Consider the following 25,777-nt stretch of genomic DNA (forward strand, 5'->3'; position numbering starts at 1 on the left):
CTTCGGAGCGCGAGTGCCCGCGTCGCGCATCTCGGAAGGAAGGACGCCATGCCGCCTGCAGCGGGTGAGGTACTGGTGGTGCTCCCCACGTACAACGAGCGGGCATCGCTGGCAGCGGTGGTGGCGGGCATCCGCGCGCACGTGCCGAGCGCCCGCATCCTCATCGTCGACGACGGCAGCCCCGACGGCACGGGCGACGCGGCGGACGAGCTGGCCGCCGAGGACGCGCACGTCGCCGTGCATCATCGCAGCGGCAAGCTGGGGCTCGGATCGGCGTATGTGCACGGGTTCGGCGCCGCCGAGCGGGGCGGGTACCGGTTCGTCGTCGCGATGGACTCCGACGGATCGCATCGGCCCGAGGATCTGCCGGCGCTCATGGCCGCCGCGCGTTCCGGCGCGGGCCTCGCGATCGGCACGCGGTGGATCGCGGGCGGGCGGATCGTCAACTGGCCGCTCATCCGCCGATGGATCTCGCGGGGCGGCACCGGGTTCGCGCGCGCGGTGCTCGGGTCGCAGTTGCACGATCTGACGAGCGGGTTCCGCGTGATCGAGCTCGACTGGCTGCGCCGCATCGATCTCGACGCGCTCGATTCGCAGGGGTACGGCTTCCAGGTGGAGACCGCCTGGCGGCTGGAGCAGCTCGGCTGCCCGATCGCGGAGGTGCCGATCACCTTCGTGGAGCGCGCCGACGGCCGGTCGAAGATGACGCTCGGCATCGTGCTCGAGGCGTTCGGCAATGTCGTGCGGTGGGGCTGGCGGGCGAGGCGGCAGCGCAGCACGGCCCGCTGAACGCGACGGAGCGGGGTCGCCGTCGGCGACCCCGCTCCGAATGCCCTCCGGCGGTGCGGTGATGCGGTGGTGCGGCGGCTCGGCCGGCGCTAGGCGGTCTCAGAGAGTGAGATCACGCCGTAGTTCCAGCCTTTGCGGCGGTACACCACGCTCGGGCTCCCGCCCTCCTCTTCGATGAAGAGGAAGAAGTCGTGGCCGACGAGCTCCATGCGGTCGACGGCGTCTTCGACGGCCATGCGCTCGGCGGGGAACTCCTTCGTGCGGATGACGACCGGCGAGTAGTCCTGCTCCTCCGAGTTCACCACCGGCACCTCGCCGGTGGCGACGGCCTCGAGCACTTCGAGGGGGGCGGGGGTGACGTCGATCATCTCGAAATCGTTCGCGGCGGCGTCCGCCAGCGAGGTGCGTCCGCGGCCTCGGCGATCCTGTCGCTTGTCCTTCATGCGACGGATGCGTTCGAGCACGCGCCCGTAGGCGATGTCGAACGCCGAGTACTTGTCTCCTCCGGCTGATTCAGCGCGGATCACGGGGCCCGGCCCGATGAGGGTGATCTCGACGTGATCACCGTGCTGGGGGCTCCGGTCGCTCTGCCGAGAGACTCTCACTTCGAACGCCTGCGCGCGGGGCAGCAGCCCCTCCACTTTGTCCGTCTTCGCTTCGACGTAGCTCTCGAAGCGATCGGTGATTCCGACGTTCTTGCCGCGGATGTTCACGTCCATGGTGACCTCCCTGAGTACTCGGGCGGGTGTGCCATCTGGCGCACCGTTACGCCTTTCTCGAACTCTACTCCACTCGCGCGACGCGTTTCCACCTCGGCAGAACTTCATCCGCTACTTCGCAGGTAGGCCCGCGGCATCGCGCCGTTCGGCCGTGCAGAGCGCGACGATCACCGCGACGCTCGCGCCCGCGCGCTCCAGCGCGTCTCGTGCCGCGCGCACGCTGGCGCCCGTCGTGATGATGTCGTCGACGAGCACGACGCGCCGGCCGTGGATGACCCGGCGGGCAGCGCGGCGGACGGCGATCCGCCGCGCATTGCGCTCCCGTTGCGCGGCGCGGAGGCCGACCTGGCCGACCCGGCCCCGGGTAGTGCGCAGCGCGCGGACGCGCAGTGCGGGTGCGCGCTGACGGCGGAGGGCCGAGGCGATGAGCAGGTCGAGGTGCCGGTACCCGCGCTCGCGCACCCCGCGGGGGCGGGAGGGCATCGCTACGACGAGCGGCGCTCCCGGCTCCCCTGGCGCGCCGGCCGGCGCCGAGGGCGCGGCGAGGCGGATGGCGCGCAGGAGCGGAGCGCGCAGCGCCTCTCCGAGCATGCGGCGGAAGCTCTCGCGGCCCCCGTGCTTGAACGCGACGAGCACGGCGCGAAGCGGCCCCTCGTACCGGCCGCGCACGATGCAGGGCAACCCGTCGAGCTCGCGCGCGAGCATCTCGGGAGGCTCCCCGATGCGCGCCCGGCACGATCGGCAGCACTCCCTGTCGGCCGCGCCGCAGCCGACGCACGCCGTCGGCCACACGAGGGCGGCGAGATCGAGCGCGAGCTCGCGAAGCCGGAGCGAGGGCCGCAGCGGGGTCGGCGACAGGGGAGACGACGGAGGCGGTGGCGGGGTGCGAGCGGTCATGCCTCCAGCATCGCGGGCCGCGCCGCCCGATCCAGCCGTTGCGCGGAGGCGGTGGACAACTGCGGCGGTGAGCGGCGGCGGCAGACCTGTGCGCGGTGATCCGGGCGCCGCCGGCGACTCGGAGGCCGCCGGAGCGCAGCACTCAGCCGTGCTTGGCGAGCAGCTCGATGCCCGTCAGCGCCCGCTGCCACCCGCTCCCCTGCGAGGCGTAGAGATCGCCCTTCGCGCTCAGCACGCGCAGCTGCGAGCGCGCCGAGCCGCCCGCGACCTGCGCACCGCCCTGCACGCCGCCCTGCTCGACCGGGATCAGGCCGACGCCCCCGATGGTCACCCGACTGGTCGCATCGACCTTCGAGAGCGCGGCGAAGCGCGTCTGCCCCACCCAGTCCAGGTCGACGGGGGCCCCGCTCGTCCAGAGCTGCACGTCGGCCTCGTCAGTGGTGCGCACCGGGGCTCCCTCGGCGTCGCGCTCGACGCCTGCGACGAGCACCTGACTCCCCTGCTCGTCGCTCACGAGCGCCGCCACCCGCATCCCGTCGGGCGAGAGTCGCATCGCGACCGGGGTGCGCCCGGCGAGCCAGGGGGCCGGCACATCCGTCGCCGTGCCGTCGCGCGTCGTCGCCCGCAGCGTCTGCGGAGACGACGCCTGCACCGTCCAGACGTAGTCGAAGACGTCGAACATCGGCGCGAGCAGACCGGCGCGCGGGTCGATCGGCACGACGCCGAGGGCATCCACCCGGGTCACGCCCTGGGCGTTGCGGAGCGCCGCCGCCGACGCGTCGGCGTTCAGCGTGATCGCACTCGGCTCGTACTCGCCCAGCGACGTCGCGAACCCGGTCATCGCCACGAACTGGCCCGCGACGATCGTGCCGAACTGATCGCCGACGAGCAGGGCGGGATCGGTGACGTCGTTGAGCAGACGCGGCACGCCCGCATCGCTCCGCTCCTCGGAGCGGATCTCCGTGCCCTCCGCCGACAGGTCGTAGCCGTTGACGCTCTGCACCGTCTGCAGGCTCAGCCGCAGCTGCTGCCGCACCTCCGCCATCGCCGTCGGGCTCGCCTCCAGCAGATTGCCCGAGAGATCGATCTGCGCTCGGCCGTTCTCGATCGGCACGGAGCCCGTGACGAGCGTCGTGCCCGTCGGGAAGCCGCTGTGCAGCACGCCCGACATGCGCTCGCCCGGCCCTCCGAGCAGTGCGCTGACGATCTCGGTCGGCAGCGCCGCCCGCGTCATGAACCAGCGGGTCTCGGGCACCATGATCTCGCCCGGGCCGACGAAGTACAGCTGATGCGGGGCCCAGATGGTGGTGAACGTCGTGGTGTCGAGAATGATGCCGTTCGGCGCCGATGCGATGCGCCACTCGCCTCCGATGCGCTCCAGCTCGAAGCGCAGCTCGGTGTTCGCCCCGGGCTCGACCGGAAGCATGAAGCCCTCGGCGTCGACCTTGGCCTGAGCCGAGATCTCGAGGGTGCCCGATCCGTCGTCGTTCGCGGTGTACGGCCGGCTGCCGTCGTCGACGAGCACGTTGGACGACGGGTCCCACTGCTTCGCGTAGTCGGGCGCGAGGAACTCGCGGGCGGTGGCGTAGTCGTCGGCGCTCGAGACGGCCGCAAGCACGAAGCCGCGCACGACGTCCTCCTGCGACGAGCCGGCCGCTGGGCCCGCCGCGTTGAACTGCACGGGCTGCTCGGCCTGCTGCAGATCCTCGGCCCCGGCCCGCACCGGCCCCGAACTCGGAATCGCGTTGCACGCCGTGAGCATGAGCGACGCGGCGGCGAGGATGACCGCCGCCGCCCGCGCGCGGCTCCGGAAACGCTTCATCTTCTGCCTTCCTTCCGAATGCGTCGCCCCGGCCGCCGCAACCACCCGCCGGTCACCCGGGGATCGCCCTGGTCGCCGGCGATGTCGTCGGGGATGAGCGGCAGCGGCGACATGAAGTCGGTGATGCTCTCGCCGCGGGGCAGCGTCAGTCTGAAGTTCGTTCCGACGCCGAGCTGCGACCACGCCTCCAGGATGCCGCCGTGCACCGCCGCATCCTCCTGAGCGATCGCGAGCCCGAGGCCCGTGCCGCCCAGCGTGCGCTTGCGCGACGGATCGGCGCGCCAGAAGCGGTCGAACACGTGCGCCAGATCCTCCTCGCGCATCCCGATGCCCCAGTCGCGCACCGACAGCGAGATGGCGCTGGCGTTCGAATCGATCGAGACCAGGATGCTGCGCCCCTCGCCGTGCTCGATGGCGTTGCCGACCAGGTTCGACACGATGCGGCGGATGCGCCGGGCGTCCACATCGATCGGGGCGTAGCCGCCGAGCGCGCGCACCTCGATGATGCCGCGCGAGAGCGGCTGCAGCCCCTCCACCACCTCGGTCGCGAGCGAGACGAGGTTCGTCGGCTCCGTCTCGAGCGTGACCCGCCCCGCGTCGTATCGCGAGATCTCGAGCAGGTCCTCGAGGAGCGACTCGAAGCGGTCGATCTGCGCGCCGAGCACCTCGACGGCGCGCTGCTGGCCCGGTTCGAGTCCCTGCGTGCTGCTCTGGAGCACCTGGCTGGCGAGGCGCACCGTGGTCAGCGGGGTGCGCAGCTCGTGCGAGACGTCCGAGACGAAGCGCTGCTGCATCTCCGACAGCTGATCGAGCTCGCCGATGCGCATCTGCAGGGTCTCCGCCATGTCGTTGAAGCCCTCCGAGAGCACGTCGAAGTGCTCGTCGTTCTGCAGCGGCATGCGCGCATCGCTCTCCCCCGACGCGAGACGGCGACTCGCCGCCGCCGCCGAACGGATGGGCCGGAAGACGATCCGCGACATGATCCATACGAGCACGCCGATGAAGGCCATCATCGCGGCCGCCGTGATCAGCAGGGTGCGCTGCACGAACGACAGCGTGTCCTGCGTATCGGCGAGGTTGTAGCCGATGAAGAGATCGTAGGTTCCCGCGCCCGCGGGGAAGGTGACGCTCGACCCCACGACGATCCCCGGCGACGGCGATCCGTCCTCCTCGATGAACGTGACCGGCTGCCAGTGCTGCGCCGCGCCGCCCTCCTCGACGGCGTGCGAGAGCTCGGGGGTGACCGCCTCCGGCAGCAGCGCACTCGTGAACGACGGGGGCGGCGCGTCTGCGAACGGCTCCTGCCCGGCCTGCCTCCGCAGATAGATCATCTGGCTCGAGGTGGTGTCTCGCACCGTGCGCCGCACCGACGCCGCGAGCGTCGACAGCGCGCCCCGGTCCGACGCCTCGGAGGCGTCGATCTGCCGCTGCGCGGCGAGGGTGGCGCGCGCGGAGTCCTGCAGCGCCTGCTCCTGCCGCGACGAGTAGAGGTCGCTCGCGACGCTGCCGAGGATGAAGAGCCCCGCGGTCAGCACGATGAACCCGGTGACGAGACCCGTCACCGTCATGGTGCGCACCATGAGGGAGCGGCGCCAGCGCGCGCGGAACCCGCCCAGCACCGGCTCGGAGAACCGCAGCCAGCGCAGGCGCAACCGCCGCAGCGCGGTGATCAAGCGTGAGCGGCGGGCGCGCGTCATGGCGCCCCCTACTCGACGGCGGTGCCGGCCCGGTACCCGACGCCCCGCACGGTCGTGACGATGGTCGGGTGATCGGGATCCTGCTCGATCTTGGCGCGCAGCCGCTGCACGTGGACGTTCACCAGTCGGGTGTCGGCCTTGTACTGGTAGCCCCACACCTTCTCGAGGAGCACCTCGCGGGTGAACACCTGCTGCGGCTTGCGGGCCAGGATCGCGAGCAGATCGAACTCGAGCGGCGTCAGCGGGATGGGCTGCGAGCCGCGGCGCACCTCGTGCGCCGACACGTCGATGGTGAGGTCGCCGATGCGCAGCGATTCGGCGCTCTCCTGCTGCGGCTCGCGCAGACGCGCGCGGATGCGTGCGATGAGCTCAGCCGGATTGAACGGCTTGACGACGTAGTCGTCCGCCCCCGCCTCGAGTCCGCGCACCACGTCGCGCGTATCGGTGCGGGCGGTCAGCATGATGATGGGGGTGCCCGACTCGGCCCGGATCTTCTCGGCGACCTCGATGCCGTCGAGCCCCGGCAGCATGACGTCGAGCAGCACGAGATCGGGGCGCATCTCGCGGAAGCGCTCGACCGCATCGGCCCCGTCGGCCGAGTGCTCCGTGACGAACCCCTCGGCCTGCAGCACCATCCCCAGCATCTCTGCCAGAGCCCTGTCGTCGTCAACCACCAAGATGCGCGCGCTCATGGCTCCATTATGTCGGCAAAGCTGCAGGATCCGCGGAGTGTCGCGCCGCGGTCGCGCCCCGGCGCCGCACCGGCGGCGTCGCTGCGGCGTCGCAGTCGCCGCCGCGGCGCCGGGACCGGCATCCGGATCGGGCGGGCGGGGATCAGTAGTGCTCGAACCGGCCGGGGATCAGATCCCAGGGGTCGGCTCCGAGGTACTCGCACACGGCGCGATACACGCAGAACTCGAGGAACGCGCGCCGGTGCTCGGCATCGTCGACGTGGAGCGTCTTCGCCCGCTGGATCGGCATGCGGTAGAGCACGATGCTCTTCGACGGCCGATCGATCGCGTAGAGCAGCGGGAGCTGGCTCTCGCCCTCGCCCGACGGCGCGGTCTGGAAGCCGAAGCGCACCCCTTGCAGCTCGTCGGGGAGGTACCCCTGCACCACCTCGACCGCGGCGCGGGCGTCGGCCTCGAACCTGCGGAACCTGCCCTCGGGATCGGGGAGCGTGGGGCCCGTGAGCGAGGACCGGATCGGCCGCCGACCGTGACGCGAAGCCCGCGCGCGGGCGGGCGCCGCGGGCACGCCGCGGGGGGAGGAGCGTCGACGACCGAACATGCCTTCAGTGTACGTCGCCTACCGAGGGTAGACGGTCAGCGTGCCGTCGCGCGGATCGGGGGCGAGGATCGGGTAGCCCGCGATCGCGGTCTCGGTGACGGAGCGCACCCCCGCGTGCACCGGCTCGGAACTCGTGATCGTCGCTCCCGCGGGAGCGGAGATGACGGCTGCAGCGCCCGGGGCGACCGCCGCGGAGGTGGTCTTGCCCTTCCCATCGGCGCGCGCGATGGTGATCTCCGCCTCCGCGTCCGACGGGTTCACGACGACCAACCGGCCTCCCGAGACCACCGGCGCGGCGACCTCGGTGTCGGCGGCGATGACCGGAGCGGGTGCGAACCACTCGAAGTCGTGCTCGCGGGTGTCGGGATCCTCGGCCGAGCCGAGGGCGCCCGCGATCACCGGCACGTCGGCGTCGACGACGAGCGCGTTCGTGCCCGCCGGCAGCGTCGCGATGCTCAGCTCGCCGACCGCCTTCGGCGCCAGTTCGATCGTGCCGACATCGGTGCTCTTGCCGCTCTGGTCGAGCGCGCGCACCGTCGCCGTGCCGCCCGCGTCGCCGGGCGCGAGCGCCCGCACGATCGCCGGGAACGCATCGCCCTCCCCCGAGTCGTTCGGCCCGCGACCGTCGCCGTCGGCGTTCTCGACGGCGGGGATGACGAGCGACGTGGCGGGGTCGGTCTGCGGAGTGACGCCCGAGATGCCGAACGGCGTGATGCCCGAGCTCTGCGCGACGCCGAGATGCGCGGCGACTGGAGCGCCGGTGCTCTCGACGCGCACCGCGAGCCGCTCGCGGTCGGGGGCGTAGCCGTTGAGCGACACGGTCTGCTGCGTGGCCGGGGCGACGATCACGCCGGCGGTCTGCACGGCGTCGACCTCGCCGTTCTCGTCGAACACGGTGATCGAGACCGTGGCGGGCACCGTGCCCGGGTTGCCGAGGCTGAGCGTCGTGGCGAGTCCGAGCGACGTGGCGCCGCCCACCAGCCACTGCTCGTTGCTCGGCTCGGAGCAGCTGCTCGAAGCCGTTCCGCGCAGGCTCTCCGAGTCGACGGACTGCACCTGGGCGCCGGCGAGGGGATCGGCCATCGGCGCCGAGACGACGACCGGCAGGCCGGATCCAGCACTGCGCGCCAGCGTCGCGGTCTCGGCAGCCGCGCCCGACGTCGCCACGGTCGCCTCGCCGACCGGGATCGCCGCTCCCGGCCGCTCGGGGTCGGCGCCGAGCTCCGAGAACGATCCGGCGCAGACGAGCGAGCGGTTGGTGTTCTGCGTCGTATCCACGGTCAGCGCGAGCGGTTCACGGGCGACGGCCGGCAGGGGGACGTTGCCGAGCAGCACGACGCCCGCCGCGGCTGCGGCGACCACGAGGAGCCCGGTGACCGCACGGGCTCCGCCGCGCAGCAGTCGTGAACGATCGGTCATCGCCGTTCTCCGTTCGTCTCGTCGGTCGGGTCCGTCTCAGCAGTCGGGTCCGTCTCAGCAGTCGGGTGCGTATCGGCGGCTGGGTCCGTCCCAGCGGCCGGGTCCGTCTCGTCGGCCGCGTGCGTATCGGCCGCCGGTGTCACCGGTGCATCGCCCTCGGGCTGATCAGCGGCGGCATCGGGCCGGCCGGGAGCGTTGGGCGCGTCGGCGGCGGCGACCGGCTCCTCGGCCGCCTCCGCTGCCGGAGCGCTGCTCTGACGGCCCGCGCCGACGCGCACGCGCTCCCGCCGGGGCTTCCGGCGCGCTGGGCGCTTCCGCTTCTCGGGCCGCCAGGTGACCTCCGCGGTCGGCAGCGCGAGCAGCAGCACCCCGAACAGCACCGCGAGCTGCACGGCCCAGATCGTGGTGCCGCTCAGAGAGGTGCCGCCCAGGCGGGTCGCGGAATCGCCCACCTCGGCCTCCTGCGCGTCCGCGTGCTGCACGCGCCAGAGCAGCCCCTGCTCCGTGAGCCCGGCGCTCGACAGCGCCTCGTGCTGATCGAACACGCGCTGCAGTTCGGCGCGCTCGACGTCGTCCCCGCCGCTCGGCAGCAGCACGAAGCCCACGCCCTCCGCGCGCAGCGCGTCGGTGACATCGGCGCCTCCGATGCTGGCGAGACCCGCGACGAGGTCGGCGACCTGCCGATCCGCCTCCCGCTCGACCGGCGTGGTCAGCGCCGTGCGAATCTCGTCGAGACGCAGGCCCGACCCGGTGACGAGCTCGGCGCGCACTGCGTGGTCCCCCTCCGCGGTGATCACGAGCGTGCGCACTCCGGGATCCGTCTCGCCCGCCGCCTGCACGAGCGCGGGCATCTGATCGGAGGCCGAGACGAAGGGGGCGCGATTGAGCATCAGCTGCGACGAGACCGGGATCACGGCGACGATCGCGGCGGCGAGGGCGACCGCGACCACGGGCGCCGCACCGCGCCGCAGCGCCTCCGCTCCGACGGCGCCGAGCCCGAGGATCGCGATCCAGTAGAGCGCGAGGCCCGAGCCCGTCCACACCGATATGCTCGACTCCCCCGCGGCCGTGAGCTGCAGCTGGCCCGCCGCGACGGCGGTGGCGAGACCGAGCGCGCCGAGCGCGGAGTGCAGCAGCGTGACGGCGACCCGCCCGGTGAACAGTCCGAGCAGCGCGAGCAGCGCGAGCGGCAGCATCAGCACGCCGACGAGCAGCGTGGCGGGCGGGCCGCCGAGTCCGATGCCGTCGAGAATGCCGGCCCAGCCCTCGAGCCCGAACTCCGGGTAGCCGATCAGCAGGTGCCACGTCGTGCCGGGCTGGAAGGGGGCGTTGATGCCCGGGTCGAGCAGCACGTCGAGCGGCCGGCCGGCGACGATGCTCGTGAAGATCTTCGGTGCGAAGAGGATCGCGGGCACGAGCGCCGTGGTGAGCACCCGGGCGACGCCGCGCAGCGTGGTGAAGAGCCCCAGGACGAGCATGATGACTGCCGCGGGGATGAGGATGGGCGCGGCGGCGAGCGCCGTGGCGGCGAGCAGCGAGGCGGTGCCGGCCCAGCTCCACGATTCGCGGCAGCGCGATGCGGCGAGCAGCAGCCACGGCAGCACCACTGCGAGCACCAGCGTCTGCAGGCGGCCGGCCTCGAGCGAGCCGAGCAGCACGGGGCTGAGCGCGAAGCCGATCGCGAGCAGCGCGCGCCCGGCCTTCGACTCGGTGAGCTGGGCGCCCCAGATCCATGCGCCGAGCGCCGTGAGCGGAATCGAGACGATCATGAGCAGCACGACCGCGTGCGAAGGGTTCCAGAACGTCAGCGTTCCGATCAGGGCGAGCACCCAGGTGAAGGGGTCGGCGGGAACCCCGTCGACCGGCCGGGTGTTGGCCCAGAGCTGGTCGAGCGGGCTCAGAGGGGCGAGGCCGCCGCCGAACAGGCTGGTCTGCGGGAACGCCCACCAGGTGAGGGCGACCGCGGCGACCGCGGCGGCGGAGAGCACGGCGAGGCCGCCCATCGAGATGAAGTGCATCTCCCGGCGCTGCCGCCCGGAGGAGGCGAGGATGGCCTCGCGATCGATCATGCGCGCCGTGCGCACGCTCTTCGGGTCGACCCGCAGCTGCCGCACGGCGGACCACCCGGCGGAGGAGTGCTGCTTGATGCGGCGCCGAGACGCGAGAATCGCGTGCGGCCGGAAGAACACGGCGAAGGCCGAGACGAATTCGCCGAGCATGTATCCCGGCTGCTCGCGGATCAGGGCCCACAGCACGCGGAGCACTGCATAGACCGGGAGTCCGAGCCAGGCGACGCAGGCCACGACGGCGGGCGCGTACGCGATGCGCCGATGCAGGTGCGAGGTGCGCGCCTGGCGGTGCGCGTGGCGGAGCACCGAGCGCTTGCGATCGATGCGCGGCCCGGCGACGCCGCTCTGCGCGAAGCGCACGCGCGAGGCGGGGGCCACCTCCACGCGGTGCCCGGCGAGGCGTGCGCGCACGCAGAAGTCGAGGCCGTCGTCGTAGACGGGAAGCGCCGGGTCGAAGCCGCCGAGCTCCTGCCAGACGTCGCGGCGCACGAGCATGCCGACGGGGCCCACCGCGAGCACGTCCTGCATGTGGTCGTACTGCTGCTGATCCAGCTCCTGGCGTCGCAGCACCCAGCGCGATCCGTAGCGGGTGAGGCTCTGGCCGAGCTCGATGATGCGGTCGGGGCGATCCCAGTCGACGACCTTCGGCCCGGCGACGACCACCGATGGCGAGCGTTGCACCGTGCTCACGATCCGCTCGAGCGCCTCCGGCTCGGGGCAGGAATCCTCGCTGAGCAGCCAGATCCACTCGTCGGGGGCCGTGCCCGGCAGCAGGCGCGGCTGGCCCTCGCCCTGGCGCGTCAGCTCCGCGTCCGGGCGCACCCCGGCGTTGCCCTCGTCGGGCAGCGGCGCCATCGCGGCGACCGCTCGTGCGACGGCCTGCCCGAACGGAAGGCGGGAGGGGATGCCGACGACGCGCTCTGCTCCGCTCGCGAGCAGCTGCTCGCGCACTCCGTCCGACCCGCCGTTGTTCACCGCGATGATGTTCGCGGGCGCGAGCGTCTGCCCGGCGATGCCGGCTATGGTCTGATCGAGCCACTCGCCGCCCCGCTGGGCGACCAGAATGGCGGTAACTCGGGTGCGCATCACTCGGCAAGTCTAGGCGGGGTTGTTGTGCGCACCCCGGAGCCATGCCGCTCGCGGATCAGATCGCTTCGCGACGCAGCTTCCGGCGTTCCCGTTCGGAGAGCCCGCCCCAGATGCCGAAGCGCTCGTCGTTCTCGAGGGCGTATTCGAGGCACTCGGAGCGCACCTCGCACCCCTCGCAGATGCGCTTGGCCTCGCGCGTCGAGCCGCCCTTCTCCGGGAAGAACGCTTCGGGATCGGTCTGCGCGCAGAGCGCATCGCTCTGCCACGAGAGGCCCTCTTCGTCGTCGCGCCGAATCCCGGGAGTACCGAGGAACACCGGATCGACGAACCAGTTACCGGGTACCGGCGTGTGCGAAGTATCGCTCAACATCCCGTCCCTTCCTCGACTTCAGCGGCGCGTGTTCGCAACCGCGCTCACATAATTACACCGGTGTGATTCTCTCAAGTCAAGCTGAGGATTCTAAACCCTCAATAACGCATTGAGGGTGGAGGACACGCCAGCGTGTCGCAACCGTTCCCCGCGCCTCCACCGCCGTCAGCCCCAGATCACGAGCATCCGGTACGTCATCACCGCCACCGAGAGGTGCACCACCGCGAGCACCAGATTTGCCCACCGGGTGCGGTCGATCAACGCCCAGAAACCCGCGCCGAGCGGCAGCAGCAGCGCGACGACGAGGTACATCCAGAACTCGAGCGGGTCGCCCACGGGCTCGTTGCCCGCGAACGGCGCGACGATCGAGACGACGATCTGCGCGACCAGCAGCAGCGCGACCACGAGCGTCGCCCCCATCGTGAAGTCGTTCGGCGATCGCCTGCGCAGCGCCTCGACGCTGCAGAGCACCGCGGCGGCGAGCGCGACCACGATCACCGCGGCGCCGTACCAGGCGATCACGCGCGCACCCCCGTCTCCGCCGGGAAGTTCGTCACGGCGCGCACCCGGCCCCGCTGCACTTGCACCAACCCGACGAGGCGGTCGCCCGGACCCACCGCGGCGACCAGCGGAGCATCGGCGATCGATGCATCGACGTCGAGCTTCTTGCCGTTGCTCAGATCGAGCGCCTGCGCCTCGCTCAGATCGAGACGCGGGAAGAGCTGCTCCGCCACCCGCGCCGGAGCGCGCAGCGGAAGCGGGTCGCCGAGCGCGAGCGCCTCCGTCGGCGCCGCATCCGCCACGTCGAACGGCCCGACCCGTGTGCGCCGCAGCATCGTGAGGTGACCTCCCACGCCGAGCGCCTCACCGAGGTCTCGCGCGAGTGCGCGGATGTACGTTCCCGTCGAGCAGCGGATCGTCGCGTCGACGTCGACGACCGGCGCGCCCGTCTCGTCGATCCCTATGCGAGGCGCGCCCAGCTCGAAGGCGTGCACCGTGACGGGCCGCTTCCGCAGCTCGACCGTCTCCCCCGAGCGCACGCGATCGTACGCGCGTCGGCCGTCCACCTTGATCGCGCTCACCGCACTCGGGGCCTGCTCGATCGCTCCGGTCAGCTCGGCCGCGGCGGCGGCGATCCGGTCGGCGGTCACCAGCGCCATGGCGTCCGCGCCCGCCGTGCTGATCCGCTCCCCCTCGCGGTCATCCGTCACCGTCGCAGCGCCCAGGCGAATCGTGGTGGAGTACGTCTTGTCGAGCCCGACCAGATGCGTGAGCAACCGGGTCGACGGCCCCGCCCCCAGCACGAGCAGACCCGTCGCCATGGGATCGAGGGTGCCCGCGTGACCCACCTTGCGGGTGCCGAGTGCGCGCCGCGCCTTCGCGACCACGTCGTGGCTCGTCCACCCCTCCGCCTTGTCCACGAGCAAGATGGCGCCCTGCGCGGGCAGAATGGCTGGGTCGTTCGTCACGGACTCAGCCTACCGGCGGCGGCGCGGCGCCCCCTCCGAGCGCGTCGGCCGACGCCCCACCGCGGCCGGCCCGACGCACCAGCGTCCTACACTGGAGCCGATGAAGCCGACCGCCGCCACCGCCGCAGAGATCTCGACGGCGCTCAACGAGTGGTACGCCCACTCGGCGCGCGACCTGCCCTGGCGGGGCCCCGAGGTCACGCCGTGGGCGATCCTCGTCTCCGAGTTCATGCTGCAGCAGACGCAGGTCGACCGCGTGCTCCCCCGTTGGCTCGCCTGGATCGAGCGCTGGCCCACCGCCTCCGCCCTCGCCGCCGACGAGCCCGGCGAGGCGGTGCGCGCGTGGGATCGCCTCGGGTACCCGCGCCGAGCCCTCTGGCTGCATCGCGCCGCCGTCGAGATCTCGGAGCGCCACAGCGATGTCGTGCCCCGCAGCGTCGACGCGCTGCTCGCACTCACCGGAATCGGCCCCTACACCGCCCGCGCCGTAGCCGCCTTCGCGTACGGCGAGCGGCACCCGGTCGTCGACACCAACACGAGACGCGTGCTCGCCCGGCTCGTGCACGGACGAGCGGCGGCGGGCATGCCCGCGCCCGCAGACCTCGCAGACATGGAGTCGCTGCTGCCGCACCCGCCCGAAGACGCCGCCGTGTTCAACGCCGCGGCCATGGAGCTCGGGGCGACCGTCTGCACCGCGCGAGCGCCGCGGTGCGACGCATGCCCCGTCGCGGCATGGTGCGAGTGGCGCGGAGCCGGCTACCCCGACAACGCGCCCGAGAAGCGGCCCAAGCAGGCACGATTCGCCGGCAGCGATCGTCAGGTGCGAGGCCGGATCATGGCGCTCCTCCGCCGCTCCGCCGACCCCGTCGCACACGCCGCGGCCCTCGAAGCCGCGGCCCTCGGGGGCGTCGCCGATCCGGAGCAGCCGCGACGCGCCTACGACTCGCTCATCGCCGACGGCCTCATCATCGAGGTCGACGGTCGGGCGCGACTGCCCTGACGCGGCGGGGCGTCAGCGATCCTCTTCTTCGCGCGGCTTCACGTACGGATCCTCGTCGCCGGCGTACTGCGCATCGGCCGCGAGCGCCGCAGCCTCGTCATCGCGGCGCTTCGCCTCGGCGAGCAGCTCGTTGAGATGCTGCGCGCTCTCGGGCAGCTCGTCGTGGATGAACTCGAGCACCGGGGTGAGCCGCGTGCCGAGCTGCTTGCCGACCTCAGTGCGCAGCATGCCGGTCGCCGCCCGCAGCGCCGCCGCCGTGTCGGCCTGCTCCTGCTCGTCGCCGTACACCGTGTAGAACACGCTGGCGTGCTGCAGGTCGCCCGTCACCCGCACGTCGGTGATCGTGACGAAGCCGAGGCGCGGATCACGCAGCCCCTTCTCGAGGCGCCGTGCGATGATCTGCTGGATGCGCTCGGCGACTTTTCCCGCCCGTGGATTGCTCATAGCACCACACTACCGCCGGATCGTTCCCAGGCGCCGCGCGGAGCTGGCCCTACGATGGATGCAGTCAGACGTACGCGACGAGCAGTTGAGGAGGCGTCTTCATGACGTACCCGCCCACCCCCGAGAACCCGGCGCAGCCCGAGAACGAGAAGCCGGGCCAGGCCGAGACCGGGTCAGCGGCGCCCGACGAGCAGCAGCCGCCCGCAGGCGGCACCCCTCCGCAGTATGCGGCGCCGCTGAATGAGGCCCCCCAGTACGGAGCGCCGCAGCCGCAGACGCCGCCGTACGGCGCGCCGCAGTACCCGGCACCCGATTCCCAGACGCCGCAGTACTCGGCACCGCAGTACTCGGAGCCGCAGTACTCGGCACCGCAGTATTCGGCACCCGATTCCCAGGCGCCGCAGTACTCGGCACCGCAGCAGCCCGTGCAGCCGCCGGCGCCGTTCGCGGCTCCCGCGCCCTCCGCATACCCGCAGCAGCCGGCGTTCGCCGCGGCGCCCGCCTATGCCGCAGGGTCTGCCGGCACGCCGGGCCCGGGTGAGCCGTTCGACGGAGCGACCGATCCCGACGATCTCAGCCGCCCGCTCTACGGAGCGAGCTTCGGGCAGGCGATCCGCCGGTTCCTCAAGAACTACGCCGGCTTCAGCGGTCGCGCGTCGCGCAGCGAGTACTGGTGGACGGTGCTCTTCAGCTTCCTGGCGTCGCTCATCCCGCTCGCGTTCTACATCGCGGGCGCCGTGATGCTCGCCTCCGCCAGCGCGGCCTCCTCGGCCTACAACGACGGCTTCGGAGACGAGTTCGGATCGACCTCGTCCGCGCCCGCCGCGGGCCTCGGGATCACGATTCTCATCGTCGGCGTCATCCTCCTGCTCGCCGTCGGCCTCGGCCTGCTGGTGCCGACCATCGCTGTGACGTGGCGCCGCTTCCACGATGCGAACTTCGCGGGGCCGTTCTACTTCCTCAGCTTCATCCCCTATGTCGGCGGCCTCGTGGTGCTCGTCTTCATGTTCCTCCCGTCGAGCCCACTCGGACGGCGGTTCGACCGCTTCTGACCGCTCCTCGCATCGAGTTCTCAGGCCCGCGCCCGCTTCGGCGGCGCGGGCCTGCGGCGTTCCCGGGCGGTGGTGGGACGGCGTGCCGTCGTGGGCCGTGGTTCACCGCAGCTCGCCGTCGCGGGCCGTCGCGGGCCGTCGCGGACCGTTGTTCGCACAGTGAATCCTCGCTCGCGCAGGGAGCGAACGCGCGATCGCATCCGCACGACGCCGGATCTCCTGCACGACTGGCGCACCAGGGACCAGGAGCCCGACACGCACGCGCGCACCCGCGCACCCGCACAACACGCGCACCCGCACAGCACCCGCACCCGCGCACCCGCACAACACGCGCACCGCCCGCTCCAACCGAGCCCGCTCCACCCGCACCCGCGCAGCACGCGCACCCGCACCGCACGCGCACCCGCACAGCCCGAGCCCGCTCCACCCGAGCCCCGCTCGACCCACGCCCCTCCGCAGCGTTCCTCATGCAGGAGATCCTCGCTCCCGCGTGCACAATTCGCGCGATGGCATCCGCTCGAAGCCGGATCTCCTGCATGACGCCCGGGGCGAAACGCCCCGGCACGGGGTGACACGCCCCCGGCACGGGTGAAGCCCCGGCACAGTGAAACGCCGCAGGGGCGGGGCGGATCCGCCGAAGCCGATCCTCCCCGCCCCTGCTGGGCGACCGCGCGTCAGCCGCGCGGCTTCTCCACCATCTCGGTGGTCTCGATCTCATCGCCGATCTGGATGTCGTTGAACTTGCCGAGCCCGATACCGGCCTCGAAGTCCGTCTTCACCTCGGTGACGTCGTCCTTGAAGCGGCGCAGCGACTCGATCGCCAGACCGTCCGCGATGACGACGCCCTCGCGGATGACGCGGGCCTTCGCGTTGCGCGTGATCGTACCGCTGCGCACGATGACGCCCGCGATGTTGCCGAACTTCGAGGAGCGGAACACCTCGCGGATCTCGGCGACGCCCGACTGGACCTCTTCGTACTCCGGCTTGAGCATGCCCGTGAGCGAGTTCTCGATGTCATCGAGCGCGTTGTAGATGACGTTGTAGAACCGGATGTCGATGCCCTCGCGCGCTGCGCGCTCGCGAGCCTTGACATCGGGGCGCACGTTGAAGCCGATGACGATCGCGTTGTCGATCGTGGCGAGATCCACGTCCGACTCGGTGATCGCGCCGACGCCGCGGTGCAGAATTCGCAGCTGCACCGAGTCGTCGACCTCGATCTTCATCAGCGACTCCTCGAGCGCTTCGACCGCACCCGACACGTCGCCCTTGATGATGAGGTTGAGCGACTCGACCTTGCCATCCTCGAGCGCCTTCGTGAACTCCTCGAGGCTGATGCGCTTGCGAGCCTTCGCGAGCATCGCATTGCGCTCCGCCGCCTCACGCTTCTCGGCGATCTGACGCGCCGTGCGGTCCTCGGAGGTGACGATGAAGTTGTCGCCCGCGCGCGGCACGCTCGAGAGACCCTGCACCTGCACCGGCCGCGACGGAACCGCCTCGATCACGGGGTCGCCGTTCTCGTCGCTCATCGCACGCACGCGACCGTAAGCCGTGCCGGCGACGATCGCGTCTCCGACCCGGAGCGTACCCGACTGGATGAGCACGGTCGCGACCGAGCCGCGGCCCTTATCGAGCTTCGCCTCGATGGCGACGCCGCGAGCATCCTTGTCGGGGTTCGCGCGCAGGTCGAGACCGGCGTCGGCCGTGAGCAGCACGGCGTCGAGCAGGTCGTTGATGCCGACGTTGTTCTTCGCCGACACGTCGACGAACATGACGTCGCCGCCCCACTCCTCGGAGACCAGACCGAACTCGGTGAGCTGCTGACGCACCTTCTCCGGGTTCGCGCCCTCCTTGTCGATCTTGTTGACCGCCACCACGATCGGCACATTCGCCGACTGCGCGTGGTTCAGCGCCTCGATCGTCTGGGGCATGATGCCGTCGTCGGCCGCGACCACGAGGATCGCGATGTCGGTGACCTGCGCACCACGGGCGCGCATGGCGGTGAACGCCTCATGGCCCGGGGTGTCGATGAAGGTCAGCGCGCGCTCCACGCCGTCGTGCTCGGTGTGCACCTGGTACGCACCGATGTGCTGGGTGATGCCGCCGGCCTCGCCGCCGCCCACGTCCGCCTTGCGGATCGCGTCGAGCAGTCGGGTCTTGCCGTGATCGACGTGGCCCATGACCGTGACCACCGGGGGTCGCGGCTGCAGTACGTCGTCGCCCTCCTCTTCGAGCTCGGCATCGATGTCGATGTCGAAGCCCTCGAGGAGCTCGCGATCCTCATCCTCGGGAGAGACGATCTGGATCTTGTAGCCCAGTTCGTCGCCGAGGATCTGGAAGGTCGCCTCATCGAGCGACTCCGTCGCCGTCGCCATCTCGCCCAGGTGGAAGAGCACGGTGATGAGGTTCGACGCATTGGTGTCGATCTTGTCGGCGAAATCCGAGAGCGACGCGCCGCGGCGCAGACGCACCGGGGTCGAGCCGTTGCCGCGGGGAACGCTCACGCCGCCGAGCGACGGCGCCTCCCGCATCTCGAACTCTTGCCGCTTCGCCCGCTTCGACTTGCGCGCCTTGCTCTTCGAGCCGCCGCGACCGAACGCGCCGGCGGTGCCGGCGCCACGGCCACCGCGGCCACGGCCGGCGAAACCGCCCGCCGGGCGCGGCGCGCCGAAGCCGCCCGCACCGGGAGCGCCACCGCCGCCGCCGGGACGGTTGAAGCCGCCGCCGCCACCGGGGCGACCGCCGCCGGGACGACCCGGGCCGCCTGCGCGGCCGCCTGCGGCGCCGCCCTGCGGGCGGGGAGCCGGCCGGGGAATGTTGCCGGGGTTCGGGCGACCCGCGCCGCCACCGGGACGACCCATGCCCTGATTCGGGGCGAACGGGTTGTTGCCCGGGCGGGGAGGACGGGGAATGCCCATGCCCTGGCTCGACGCGAAGGGGTTGTTGCCGGGACGGGGGCCGCCGGGCTTCGGCGCGCCGGGCTTAGCGGCGGAGCCGGGCTTCGCAGCGGCCGGCTTCTCGGCCGTGCCGGGCTTCGCCGCAGCGGGCTTGGCGTCGGCGGGCTTCGCCGAAGGCTTGGGCCCTCCGGGCTTGACCTCAGCACGGGCATCGGCTGCGGGCGAGCTCTTCGGCTCGGCCTGCTCCGCGGCCGGTGCCGGGGTCTCGGGCTTGGGTGCCGGCTTCGGGCCCGGCTTGGGGCCGTTGCCGGCGGGCTTCTTGGCGGCCGGCTTCGCAGCCGCGCCTCCGTCGCCCTGGGACTTGGTCACGCCTTCTGCCTCGAGGGCAGCCTTGACCTTTCGCGCCACCGGGGGCGCGATGCTCGACGAGGACGCCTTGACGAACTCGCCCATATCTTTGAGCTTGGCCAGAACGACCTTGCTATCGACACCGATCTCCGCAGCGATCTCGTGTACGCGTGGGTTTGCCACTTTTCTCCTGTCTGGGTTCACGCCAGACAGGCGAGAACCATAAATTAGCCGACGGGCATCATTGTGAGCCGCTCATTAGTTGTCCATGAGTTTTTTCAGCCTGTTCTCTAAGGGACTTATGTCGGGCTTACCCGACACTCGCAGTGCACGGAGGAGGAATCCTCGCGTCACCGCACGGTCCAAACAGTGAACCGTGGGGTGCACCCACGCTCCACGCCCCGGGAGCACCGCACGATCATCGACGACAAGCCGATCCTCGTGCACCACCACCCGCAGCAACTCTGTGCGCGCTGCGCGTTCGCGACACGCGACACAGGTTCGAACCGGAACCATCCTACCAGCTTCCTTCTTGCAACACTCCCAGATGCGGCCCGGCGCGGGGCCGGGCCGAATCCGCGCGGAGCGAACACTCGATCGGTGAATCGGTCGCCGCGCAGCCCGTGCCTCGCTCAGTCGTTCATGATCGAATCCGGCTGGATGTCGATCTTCGCGCCCGTCAGCTTCGCCGCGAGGCGCGCGTTCTGCCCCTCCTTGCCGATGGCGAGCGAGAGCTGGAAGTCGGGAACGAGCGCGCGCACCTGCTTGAGCGACTCGTTCAGCATGAACACGTCGGTCACCTTCGCGGGCGACAGCGCGTTCGCCACGAACGCGGGCAGCGCGGGCGAGTAGTCGACGATGTCGATCTTCTCCTCGCCGAGTTCGCTCATCACGGCGCGCACGCGGCTGCCGAGCTCGCCGATGCACGTACCCTTCGCGTTGATCCCGGCCTGCTTCGCGCGCACCGCGACCTTGGTGCGGTGGCCGGCCTCGCGGGCGAGGGAGACGATCTCGACGAGCCCCTCGGCGAGTTCGGGCACCTCCCGCTCGAACAGCTTGCGGACGAGGCCCGGGTGGGTGCGCGAGACGATGACCTGCGGCCCCTTCGTCCCCTTCGAGACGCTGGTGACGTAGACGCGCAGGCGCGTGCCGTGCGCGTAGCTCTCGCCCGGAATCTGCTCCTCGGGGGGCAGGATCGCCTCGAGCTCGCCCAGGTCGATGTGCACCATGCGCGGGTTCGGGCCCTGCTGCACGACGCCCGAGACGATCTGGCCCTCCTTGTCCTTGAAGGTGCCGAGCACCGCGTCGTCGGTGAGGTCGCGCAGGCGCTGGTTGATGACCTGCTTGGCGGCACTCGACGCGACTCGGCCGAACTCGTCGGTGGTCACGTAGGCCTCGCCGATGACCTGGCCGTCGTCGTCGAGCTCGGGGATGAGCACCGAGATCTCGCCGGTCTTGCGATCGAGGGTGACGCGCACGTCGCTCTCCCGCGGAACGGGGAGCTTCTGGTTCTCCGCGTGGCGCAGGTACGCCGACTGGATCGCCTGCTCGATGATCTCGATCAGTTCGTCGAAGGGGATCTCCTTCTCACGCTCGATCTGTCGCAGCGTGACGAGTTCGATCTTCACGAGTGGCCTCCTGGGTATTGAGATGTCTATTCAGATATGGCCCGCACCGGCGGGCGAATCACCAGGGTAACGCACCCGCCGCGGCTTCATCTCGACGCCGCGGCGGATCCGTGCTCCGGCGCGCGACCCCCGGGCAGCGCGACGTGCACCGGTGTCACGCGCCCCGACTCGATCGCCACACCTCGCCCCGCCGGGAAGTCGGCGCGCTTCACGCGACCCAGGGATTCTCGGAACGGCGTCTGCCCCTCCGAGTCGTCGGGCTGCAGGGCGAGCCCCCAGGTCGGCTGCCGGAGGGCGGTGAACAGATCCCAGACCCCCGCGCCGCTCCCCTGCTCCCATTCGAAGAGCACGAGCACGTCGGATCGGCGGGCCGCCCGCGCGAGCGCGACGAGTTCGGGCAGAGCCTCCGTTCCCTCCGTGTCGGCCGGGCGCTCGATCACCACCACCCCGCGCCAGCCCGCTGAGGGGAACGCCGCAGCCGAACCCTCCGCCTCGGGTACCGGCGCATCGCCGATGCCGCCCCCGATCACGTTCGACCCGATCGTCGGCGACGCGGCCCGGCGCGACGGGGGTCTCCCGCCGAGCGCCCGCGTGAGGGCACGCGCCCGATCCCGCACCTCGTCCGTTCCGAACGCCACCCGATCCCACTCCTCCGCTGCGCGGAGCCCGTGCGGAACGCACGTCAGCAGCACCCGCTCGACCCCGGCACCGCGGCCCGCGGCCCAGCGCTCGTACGCGTGCACGCAGGTGCGCGCAGCCGTCGACAGACCGGAGCCCGGCGGGCCCGCGATCACGCCGAGACCCGCCAGCGGCATGCCGAGCGGCGCGAAGCCGTCGGTGTCGATGCCGTACGCCGGGCGCCCGGCGACCTCGACCGGGAGTTCCGTCAGAGCCGGGTGGGTCGGCGCATTGCGCACCGGCACCGCCTCCGCCACGCGCCCGGCGCGGAGCTCGTCGGCGAGCCGTTCGAGCCCGCGGGCCTGCGCGGCGGAGCCCGGACCATCGCCCACGCAGGCGATCTGAATCTCCTCGTCCGTGCCGGCGAGCACCGCCCGGCCGGGCGGAGCGTCGGCGAGCAAGTCGGCGCGCACCCCGAACGCGTGAGAGCCGTGCTGGCCCGCCAGACGGAGCACGTACTGCTGCTGCACGGCGGACGACATGGCGGAGGGGATCACACCCGCCCGGTCGCTCGTCATGACGACGTGCACGCCCGCCGAGCGCCCCGCCGACATGATCTCGCTCAGCAGATGCATCGGAGCATCCGCGCCCGCGCGGGTCTCGGCGCTCTGCCTGAACGCGGCGAAGCCGTCGATCAGCAGCACCACGCGCGCCTCTCCGCTGCCGCCGGGGGTGCGCCGGAACGCGCGCAGCCCCGAGGCGCGCGCCGCCGCGTACCGCGCACACCGCTCGGCGACGAGATCCACGAGATGGCGCAGCACGCGCACGGTGAGCTCCCGGTCCGCCAGCTGAGCCACCGCGCCCACCGTCGGTAGTGCATCGATCACGTCGAGCGCGCCGCCGCCCGCGTCGATGGCGTAGAGCTGCACCGGATGCGCATCGGCGCTCGCACTGAGCGACGCGGCGAGCGCGACGAGCGCCGACGTCTTCCCGGTGCCGCTCGCGCCGACGAAGGCGACGTTCCCCGCCTCCTCGAGATCGATCGGCACGGGCCGCTGCGCCTGCGCGGTCGGCTGATCGCGCAGGCCGAGGATCGCGGCGTCGCCCGTATCGCCGAGCTGCTCGAGCGCTCGTGCTCTGAGCGCATCGAGCCCCACCCACTCGGGCAGCGCGTCGAGCCACGGTCGGCGGGGAGCGGCGATCCCGGCCTCCCGCGCCGCTGCGACGATGCCGTCTCGCAGCCGTTCGATATCGCGCGGCGGTTTCGCGCGGCGGCGCTGCGGTGCGCGCCCGGGAGGAGGAATGCTCCAGGGAGCCCCCTCGGCGAATCCGAGCGAGCGCACTTCGACGAGCGCGCCCGGACGATCGTCGACAGCGCGTCCGCCCAGGTACCCCGTCTGGAAGTGCCGCGCACGCCCCGGGCCGACCTTCATGGCGCCGCGGCCGGGCGTCTCGGCGGCGAAGGACGCCGCGTCGGCGACGCCGAGCACGTCGCTGCTGTCCGCTGCATCCGCCATGCGCAGCGCGACCCGCAGATTGGTGTTGGCGCGCAGGTTGTCGGAGATGACCCCTGCGGGCCGCTGCGTCGCCATGACGAGGTGCAGGCCGAGCGAGCGCCCGCGCTGCGCGATGTCGATGACGCCGTCGATGAACTGCGGCACCTCTGCGGCGAGCGCGGCGAACTCGTCGATGACGATGACGAGCACGGGCGGGGCGGCGGCGTCCGACCGCCGCTCCATGGCGATCAGGTCTTTCGCCCCGTGCGCCGCCAGCAGTTCCTCCCGGTGGTGCAGTTCAGCTCTCAACGACGCGAGCGCGCGGTGCACGAGATGCGGGCTGAGGTCGGTGACGAGCCCGACGGTGTGCGGCAGGTCGACGCACTCTGCGAACGCGGCTCCGCCCTTGTAGTCGACGAGCAGGAAGGTGAGGCGATCCGGACCGACCGTCGCCGCCAGGCTCATGATCCAGCTCTGCAGGAACTCGGATTTGCCCGCGCCCGTGGTTCCCCCCACGAGCGCGTGCGGCCCCTGCAGGCGGAGATCGACGATCGCCGGGCCGTCCGGGCTCTGCCCGACGACTGCAGCGAGCGAGATCGGTTCGCGCTCCTCCCCGAGCCGCCAGGTCGCGGTCACGCTCCCCGAACGATGCCAGGCCCGCAGCACCGGTTGCGCGCCGCCCAGCAGGTCGACGGCGTGCAGGTCTCGCAGATGCACCGCTTTCGGGAGGTCGCTCTCGTCGAGCGCCCGCGCGCTCGTGTCCTCGACGGGCGCGAGACGCCGCGCCAGTTCGAGGGCGCGCATCGATTCGACCGGTTCGAGCCGCTGCAGCGGCGCTCGGCTGCTCGAGCGGACGAAGCTGACGGCGCCCTCGGCGCTGCCGAGCTCCGCGTAGGTGCGGCACGCCGCCGGGAGGTCGTCGACCGCACGGGCCACCCACAACGCGTGGATGCCGAAGTCGGGCCCATCTTCGGCGAGGGCGATGATGCGCGAGAGGTCGACGTGCACGGCGTCGAGCACGAGCACGATCACCGCCGGGATCGTCGGGAGGTCGTCGATCGCATCCCCGTGCTGCTCGTCGTTGCGCGTCTCACCATCGAGATGCGACCGCACCGAGCTTCGACGCGACGCCGCGGATCGCCGGAGCGCCAGCAGACCTTCGAGTGCGGCGATCAGACGGATCGAGCTGCGCTCGTCGTCTGCGAGCTGCCAGGACCCGATCGGACTCGTCACCGCGTCGACGTGCGGAAGCCACTTCAGCCATTCCCACTCCGCCGCGTGGTGCGGGGACGCGAAGCAGGCGATCACCAGCTCGGTCGGCGAGTGCAGGCCGACCAGTTGCAGCAGCAGGGATCGCGCCATGCCCTCCGCCCAGATCGGGTCGCCGACCACACCGATCGAGCCGCAGCGCTCGAACCGTTCGAGCAGCGGCACGGGCGCGACCTCCGAGAACTCGGTGGCGATGCGCTGCAGCACGTCCCACTGGGCGCGATCGGCGTCGCCGCGCGCGGGCAGCTCGATCTGCGTGCGGCTGGGCAGCACGCCGTCGCCGAATCGCACCTCCAGGAAGGCGCGATGCTCGGGCCGACGGGTCCAGAGCAGGCCGGATCGGCGCTCCACCGCATCCGCGATCTCAGCGATCGCCGGGGTTTCGGCCGACCGTGCTTCGATCTCGCGGCGTCTCAGCTCTGCGAGGGCTGCGCGATCGGCCGCGAGCGACTCCTCAAACCTCGCGCGATCCCGCTTCTGCTTGCGCTTGCCGCCGATCCGGGTGTCGAGCCACGACCCGATCATCATGATCGGGGAGAACGCCACCATCATGAGGCTCATGGGCGACTGGGTGATGACGAACATCGCTCCGCCCATCATCATCGGCGCCAGCATGGCGAGCATCGGGATGCGGTTCGGCTGCGCGGGCGCCGGCGGGGCGGGCAGCTCGCGCAGCGATGCCGGGAAGACGGGGGCGAGTCGCGGTGCGCGGGTGTGCATGACGCGGTGCGAGAGGGCGGGGATGGGTGGCACCGGCGGGCCCGGTGTGATTCTCACGACGACCTCGCCGAGCGCGAACTCGGTGGACCGTCGGATGAGGTGCTCGGCGATCGGCTGGCCGTCGGGGCCGCCGAGGTTCGTGCCGTTCGCCGATCCGAGATCGCGGATGACGATGCCCGCGCCGCTCCCGGCGGTGATCTCGATCTCGGCGTGCCGCCGCGAGACGCTCCGGTCGCCGAGATGCACGCGGCAGCTCTGATCGCGGCCGACCGTGTTGACGCCCGCGATGAGGCTGTACGTCGCGCCGGCGTGCGCGCCGGTCATGACTTCGAGGTAGCCGCCGATCTCGATGACGCGTCGTTCGCCGCTGCGGGTGCCGAACTCGGCGACCGGTTCGACGATCCATCCCGACTGCAGGCCCGACGCGCCGATCGGCGACATCGGGTCGAGGAGCAGCACGGGACCGGAACCACCCGCTCGCCCGCGCAGCGTGACCGGCGCCAGGCGATCGCGCGCGGCGTCGCGCAGGCGGGGGTCGTCGGTGATGCCGGCGGTGAGCAGCGCTCGCGCGGCGTCGGCGACCGTGGCCGTGACGTCGCACGAGAGCGTCACGTCGTGGAGCTCGAGGCGCGGCACGACGAGCGTCAGCTTCAGCTTCATGGGATCGTCGGGCGCATC

19 protein-coding genes are annotated in these 25,777 nt (G+C 71.8%); 3 read left to right on the forward strand and 16 right to left on the reverse strand.

Annotated elements, in window-relative coordinates:
• The first annotated feature begins 48 nt into the window (after window positions 1-48).
• The gene (locus BLT44_RS00570; protein ID WP_010156138.1) at window positions 49-789 is read left to right on the forward strand and encodes a polyprenol monophosphomannose synthase; all 741 of its coding nucleotides are present in this window, start codon (window positions 49-51) and stop codon (window positions 787-789) included.
• Between the two features lie 89 nt (window positions 790-878).
• On the opposite strand, the gene hpf is transcribed toward BLT44_RS00570, so the two are convergent.
• The 11 genes from hpf to truB form a co-directional block, all read right to left on the reverse strand.
• On the reverse strand, window positions 879-1,508 hold the full coding sequence (hpf, locus tag BLT44_RS00575) for a ribosome hibernation-promoting factor, HPF/YfiA family (RefSeq protein WP_010156136.1): 630 nt from the start codon (window positions 1,506-1,508) through the stop codon (window positions 879-881).
• A 111-nt stretch (window positions 1,509-1,619) separates the two neighbouring features.
• Window positions 1,620-2,405, reverse strand: a complete 786-nt coding sequence (locus tag BLT44_RS00580) for a ComF family protein (RefSeq protein WP_050803106.1) — start codon at window positions 2,403-2,405, stop codon at window positions 1,620-1,622.
• A 142-nt stretch (window positions 2,406-2,547) separates the two neighbouring features.
• On the reverse strand, window positions 2,548-4,227 hold the full coding sequence (locus BLT44_RS00585; RefSeq protein ID WP_010156134.1) for an LpqB family beta-propeller domain-containing protein: 1,680 nt from the start codon (window positions 4,225-4,227) through the stop codon (window positions 2,548-2,550).
• Window positions 4,224-5,924 carry an MtrAB system histidine kinase MtrB gene (gene mtrB / locus BLT44_RS00590; RefSeq protein WP_010156133.1) on the reverse strand — a complete coding sequence of 567 codons (1,701 nt, stop codon included), beginning with the start codon at window positions 5,922-5,924 and terminating at the stop codon, window positions 4,224-4,226. Before mtrB ends, BLT44_RS00585 begins: the two co-directional genes overlap by 4 nt.
• Before the next feature lie 8 nt (window positions 5,925-5,932).
• Window positions 5,933-6,616, reverse strand: a complete 684-nt coding sequence (mtrA, locus tag BLT44_RS00595) for an MtrAB system response regulator MtrA (RefSeq protein ID WP_010156132.1) — start codon at window positions 6,614-6,616, stop codon at window positions 5,933-5,935.
• Between the two features lie 142 nt (window positions 6,617-6,758).
• Window positions 6,759-7,214, reverse strand: coding sequence for a metallopeptidase family protein (locus BLT44_RS00600; RefSeq protein WP_010156131.1), 456 nt, complete (start codon window positions 7,212-7,214; stop codon window positions 6,759-6,761).
• Window positions 7,215-7,232: 18 nt separating this feature from the next.
• Window positions 7,233-8,633, reverse strand: a complete 1,401-nt coding sequence (locus tag BLT44_RS00605) for a DUF5719 family protein (protein ID WP_010156130.1) — start codon at window positions 8,631-8,633, stop codon at window positions 7,233-7,235.
• On the reverse strand, window positions 8,630-11,788 hold the full coding sequence (locus tag BLT44_RS00610; RefSeq protein ID WP_040504954.1) for a glycosyltransferase: 3,159 nt from the start codon (window positions 11,786-11,788) through the stop codon (window positions 8,630-8,632). The genes BLT44_RS00605 and BLT44_RS00610 overlap by 4 nt, the downstream gene beginning before the upstream one ends.
• 58 nt (window positions 11,789-11,846) lie before the next feature.
• Entirely contained in the window at window positions 11,847-12,161 is a 315-nt protein-coding gene (locus tag BLT44_RS00615; RefSeq protein ID WP_010156128.1) for a WhiB family transcriptional regulator, read from the reverse strand.
• 165 nt (window positions 12,162-12,326) lie between these two features.
• Window positions 12,327-12,683 (reverse strand): hypothetical protein, encoded by a 357-nt coding sequence (locus BLT44_RS00620; RefSeq protein ID WP_010156127.1) that lies wholly within the window; start codon window positions 12,681-12,683, stop codon window positions 12,327-12,329.
• On the reverse strand, window positions 12,680-13,630 hold the full coding sequence (gene truB / locus BLT44_RS00625; RefSeq protein ID WP_010156126.1) for a tRNA pseudouridine(55) synthase TruB: 951 nt from the start codon (window positions 13,628-13,630) through the stop codon (window positions 12,680-12,682). Before truB ends, BLT44_RS00620 begins: the two co-directional genes overlap by 4 nt.
• Before the next feature lie 100 nt (window positions 13,631-13,730).
• On the opposite strand from truB, the gene BLT44_RS00630 reads away from it, so the two are divergent.
• Complete coding sequence (locus BLT44_RS00630; RefSeq protein ID WP_010156125.1) at window positions 13,731-14,630, forward strand: HhH-GPD family protein; 900 nt, start codon at window positions 13,731-13,733, stop codon at window positions 14,628-14,630.
• 12 nt (window positions 14,631-14,642) lie between these two features.
• Here the strand turns inward: BLT44_RS00630 and rbfA are convergent, their stop codons facing one another.
• Window positions 14,643-15,074, reverse strand: a complete 432-nt coding sequence (rbfA, locus tag BLT44_RS00635; RefSeq protein ID WP_010156124.1) for a 30S ribosome-binding factor RbfA — start codon at window positions 15,072-15,074, stop codon at window positions 14,643-14,645.
• Between the two features lie 101 nt (window positions 15,075-15,175).
• Between rbfA and BLT44_RS14855 the strand changes: the two genes are divergently transcribed.
• Entirely contained in the window at window positions 15,176-16,126 is a 951-nt protein-coding gene (locus BLT44_RS14855; protein WP_010156123.1) for a DUF805 domain-containing protein, read from the forward strand.
• A 674-nt stretch (window positions 16,127-16,800) separates the two neighbouring features.
• Here BLT44_RS14855 and infB read toward each other — a convergent pair.
• The 4 genes from infB to BLT44_RS00660 form a co-directional block, all read right to left on the reverse strand.
• Window positions 16,801-19,551: a translation initiation factor IF-2 gene (gene infB / locus BLT44_RS00645; protein WP_074689807.1), complete on the reverse strand. Its 2,751-nt coding sequence runs from the start codon at window positions 19,549-19,551 to the stop codon at window positions 16,801-16,803.
• Window positions 19,552-19,626: 75 nt separating this feature from the next.
• Complete coding sequence (locus tag BLT44_RS00650) at window positions 19,627-19,884, reverse strand: YlxR family protein (RefSeq protein WP_074689809.1); 258 nt, start codon at window positions 19,882-19,884, stop codon at window positions 19,627-19,629.
• A gap of 116 nt (window positions 19,885-20,000) precedes the next feature.
• Window positions 20,001-20,996, reverse strand: a complete 996-nt coding sequence (gene nusA, locus BLT44_RS00655; protein WP_010156119.1) for a transcription termination factor NusA — start codon at window positions 20,994-20,996, stop codon at window positions 20,001-20,003.
• Window positions 20,997-21,082: 86 nt separating this feature from the next.
• Window positions 21,083-25,759, reverse strand: a complete 4,677-nt coding sequence (locus tag BLT44_RS00660) for a type VII secretion EssC family protein (RefSeq protein WP_010156117.1) — start codon at window positions 25,757-25,759, stop codon at window positions 21,083-21,085.
• Between the last annotated feature and the right edge of the window lie 18 nt (window positions 25,760-25,777).

Origin of the sequence: Leucobacter chromiiresistens (assembly GCF_900102345.1) — a bacterium.
GTDB lineage: Bacteria > Actinomycetota > Actinomycetes > Actinomycetales > Microbacteriaceae > Leucobacter > Leucobacter chromiiresistens.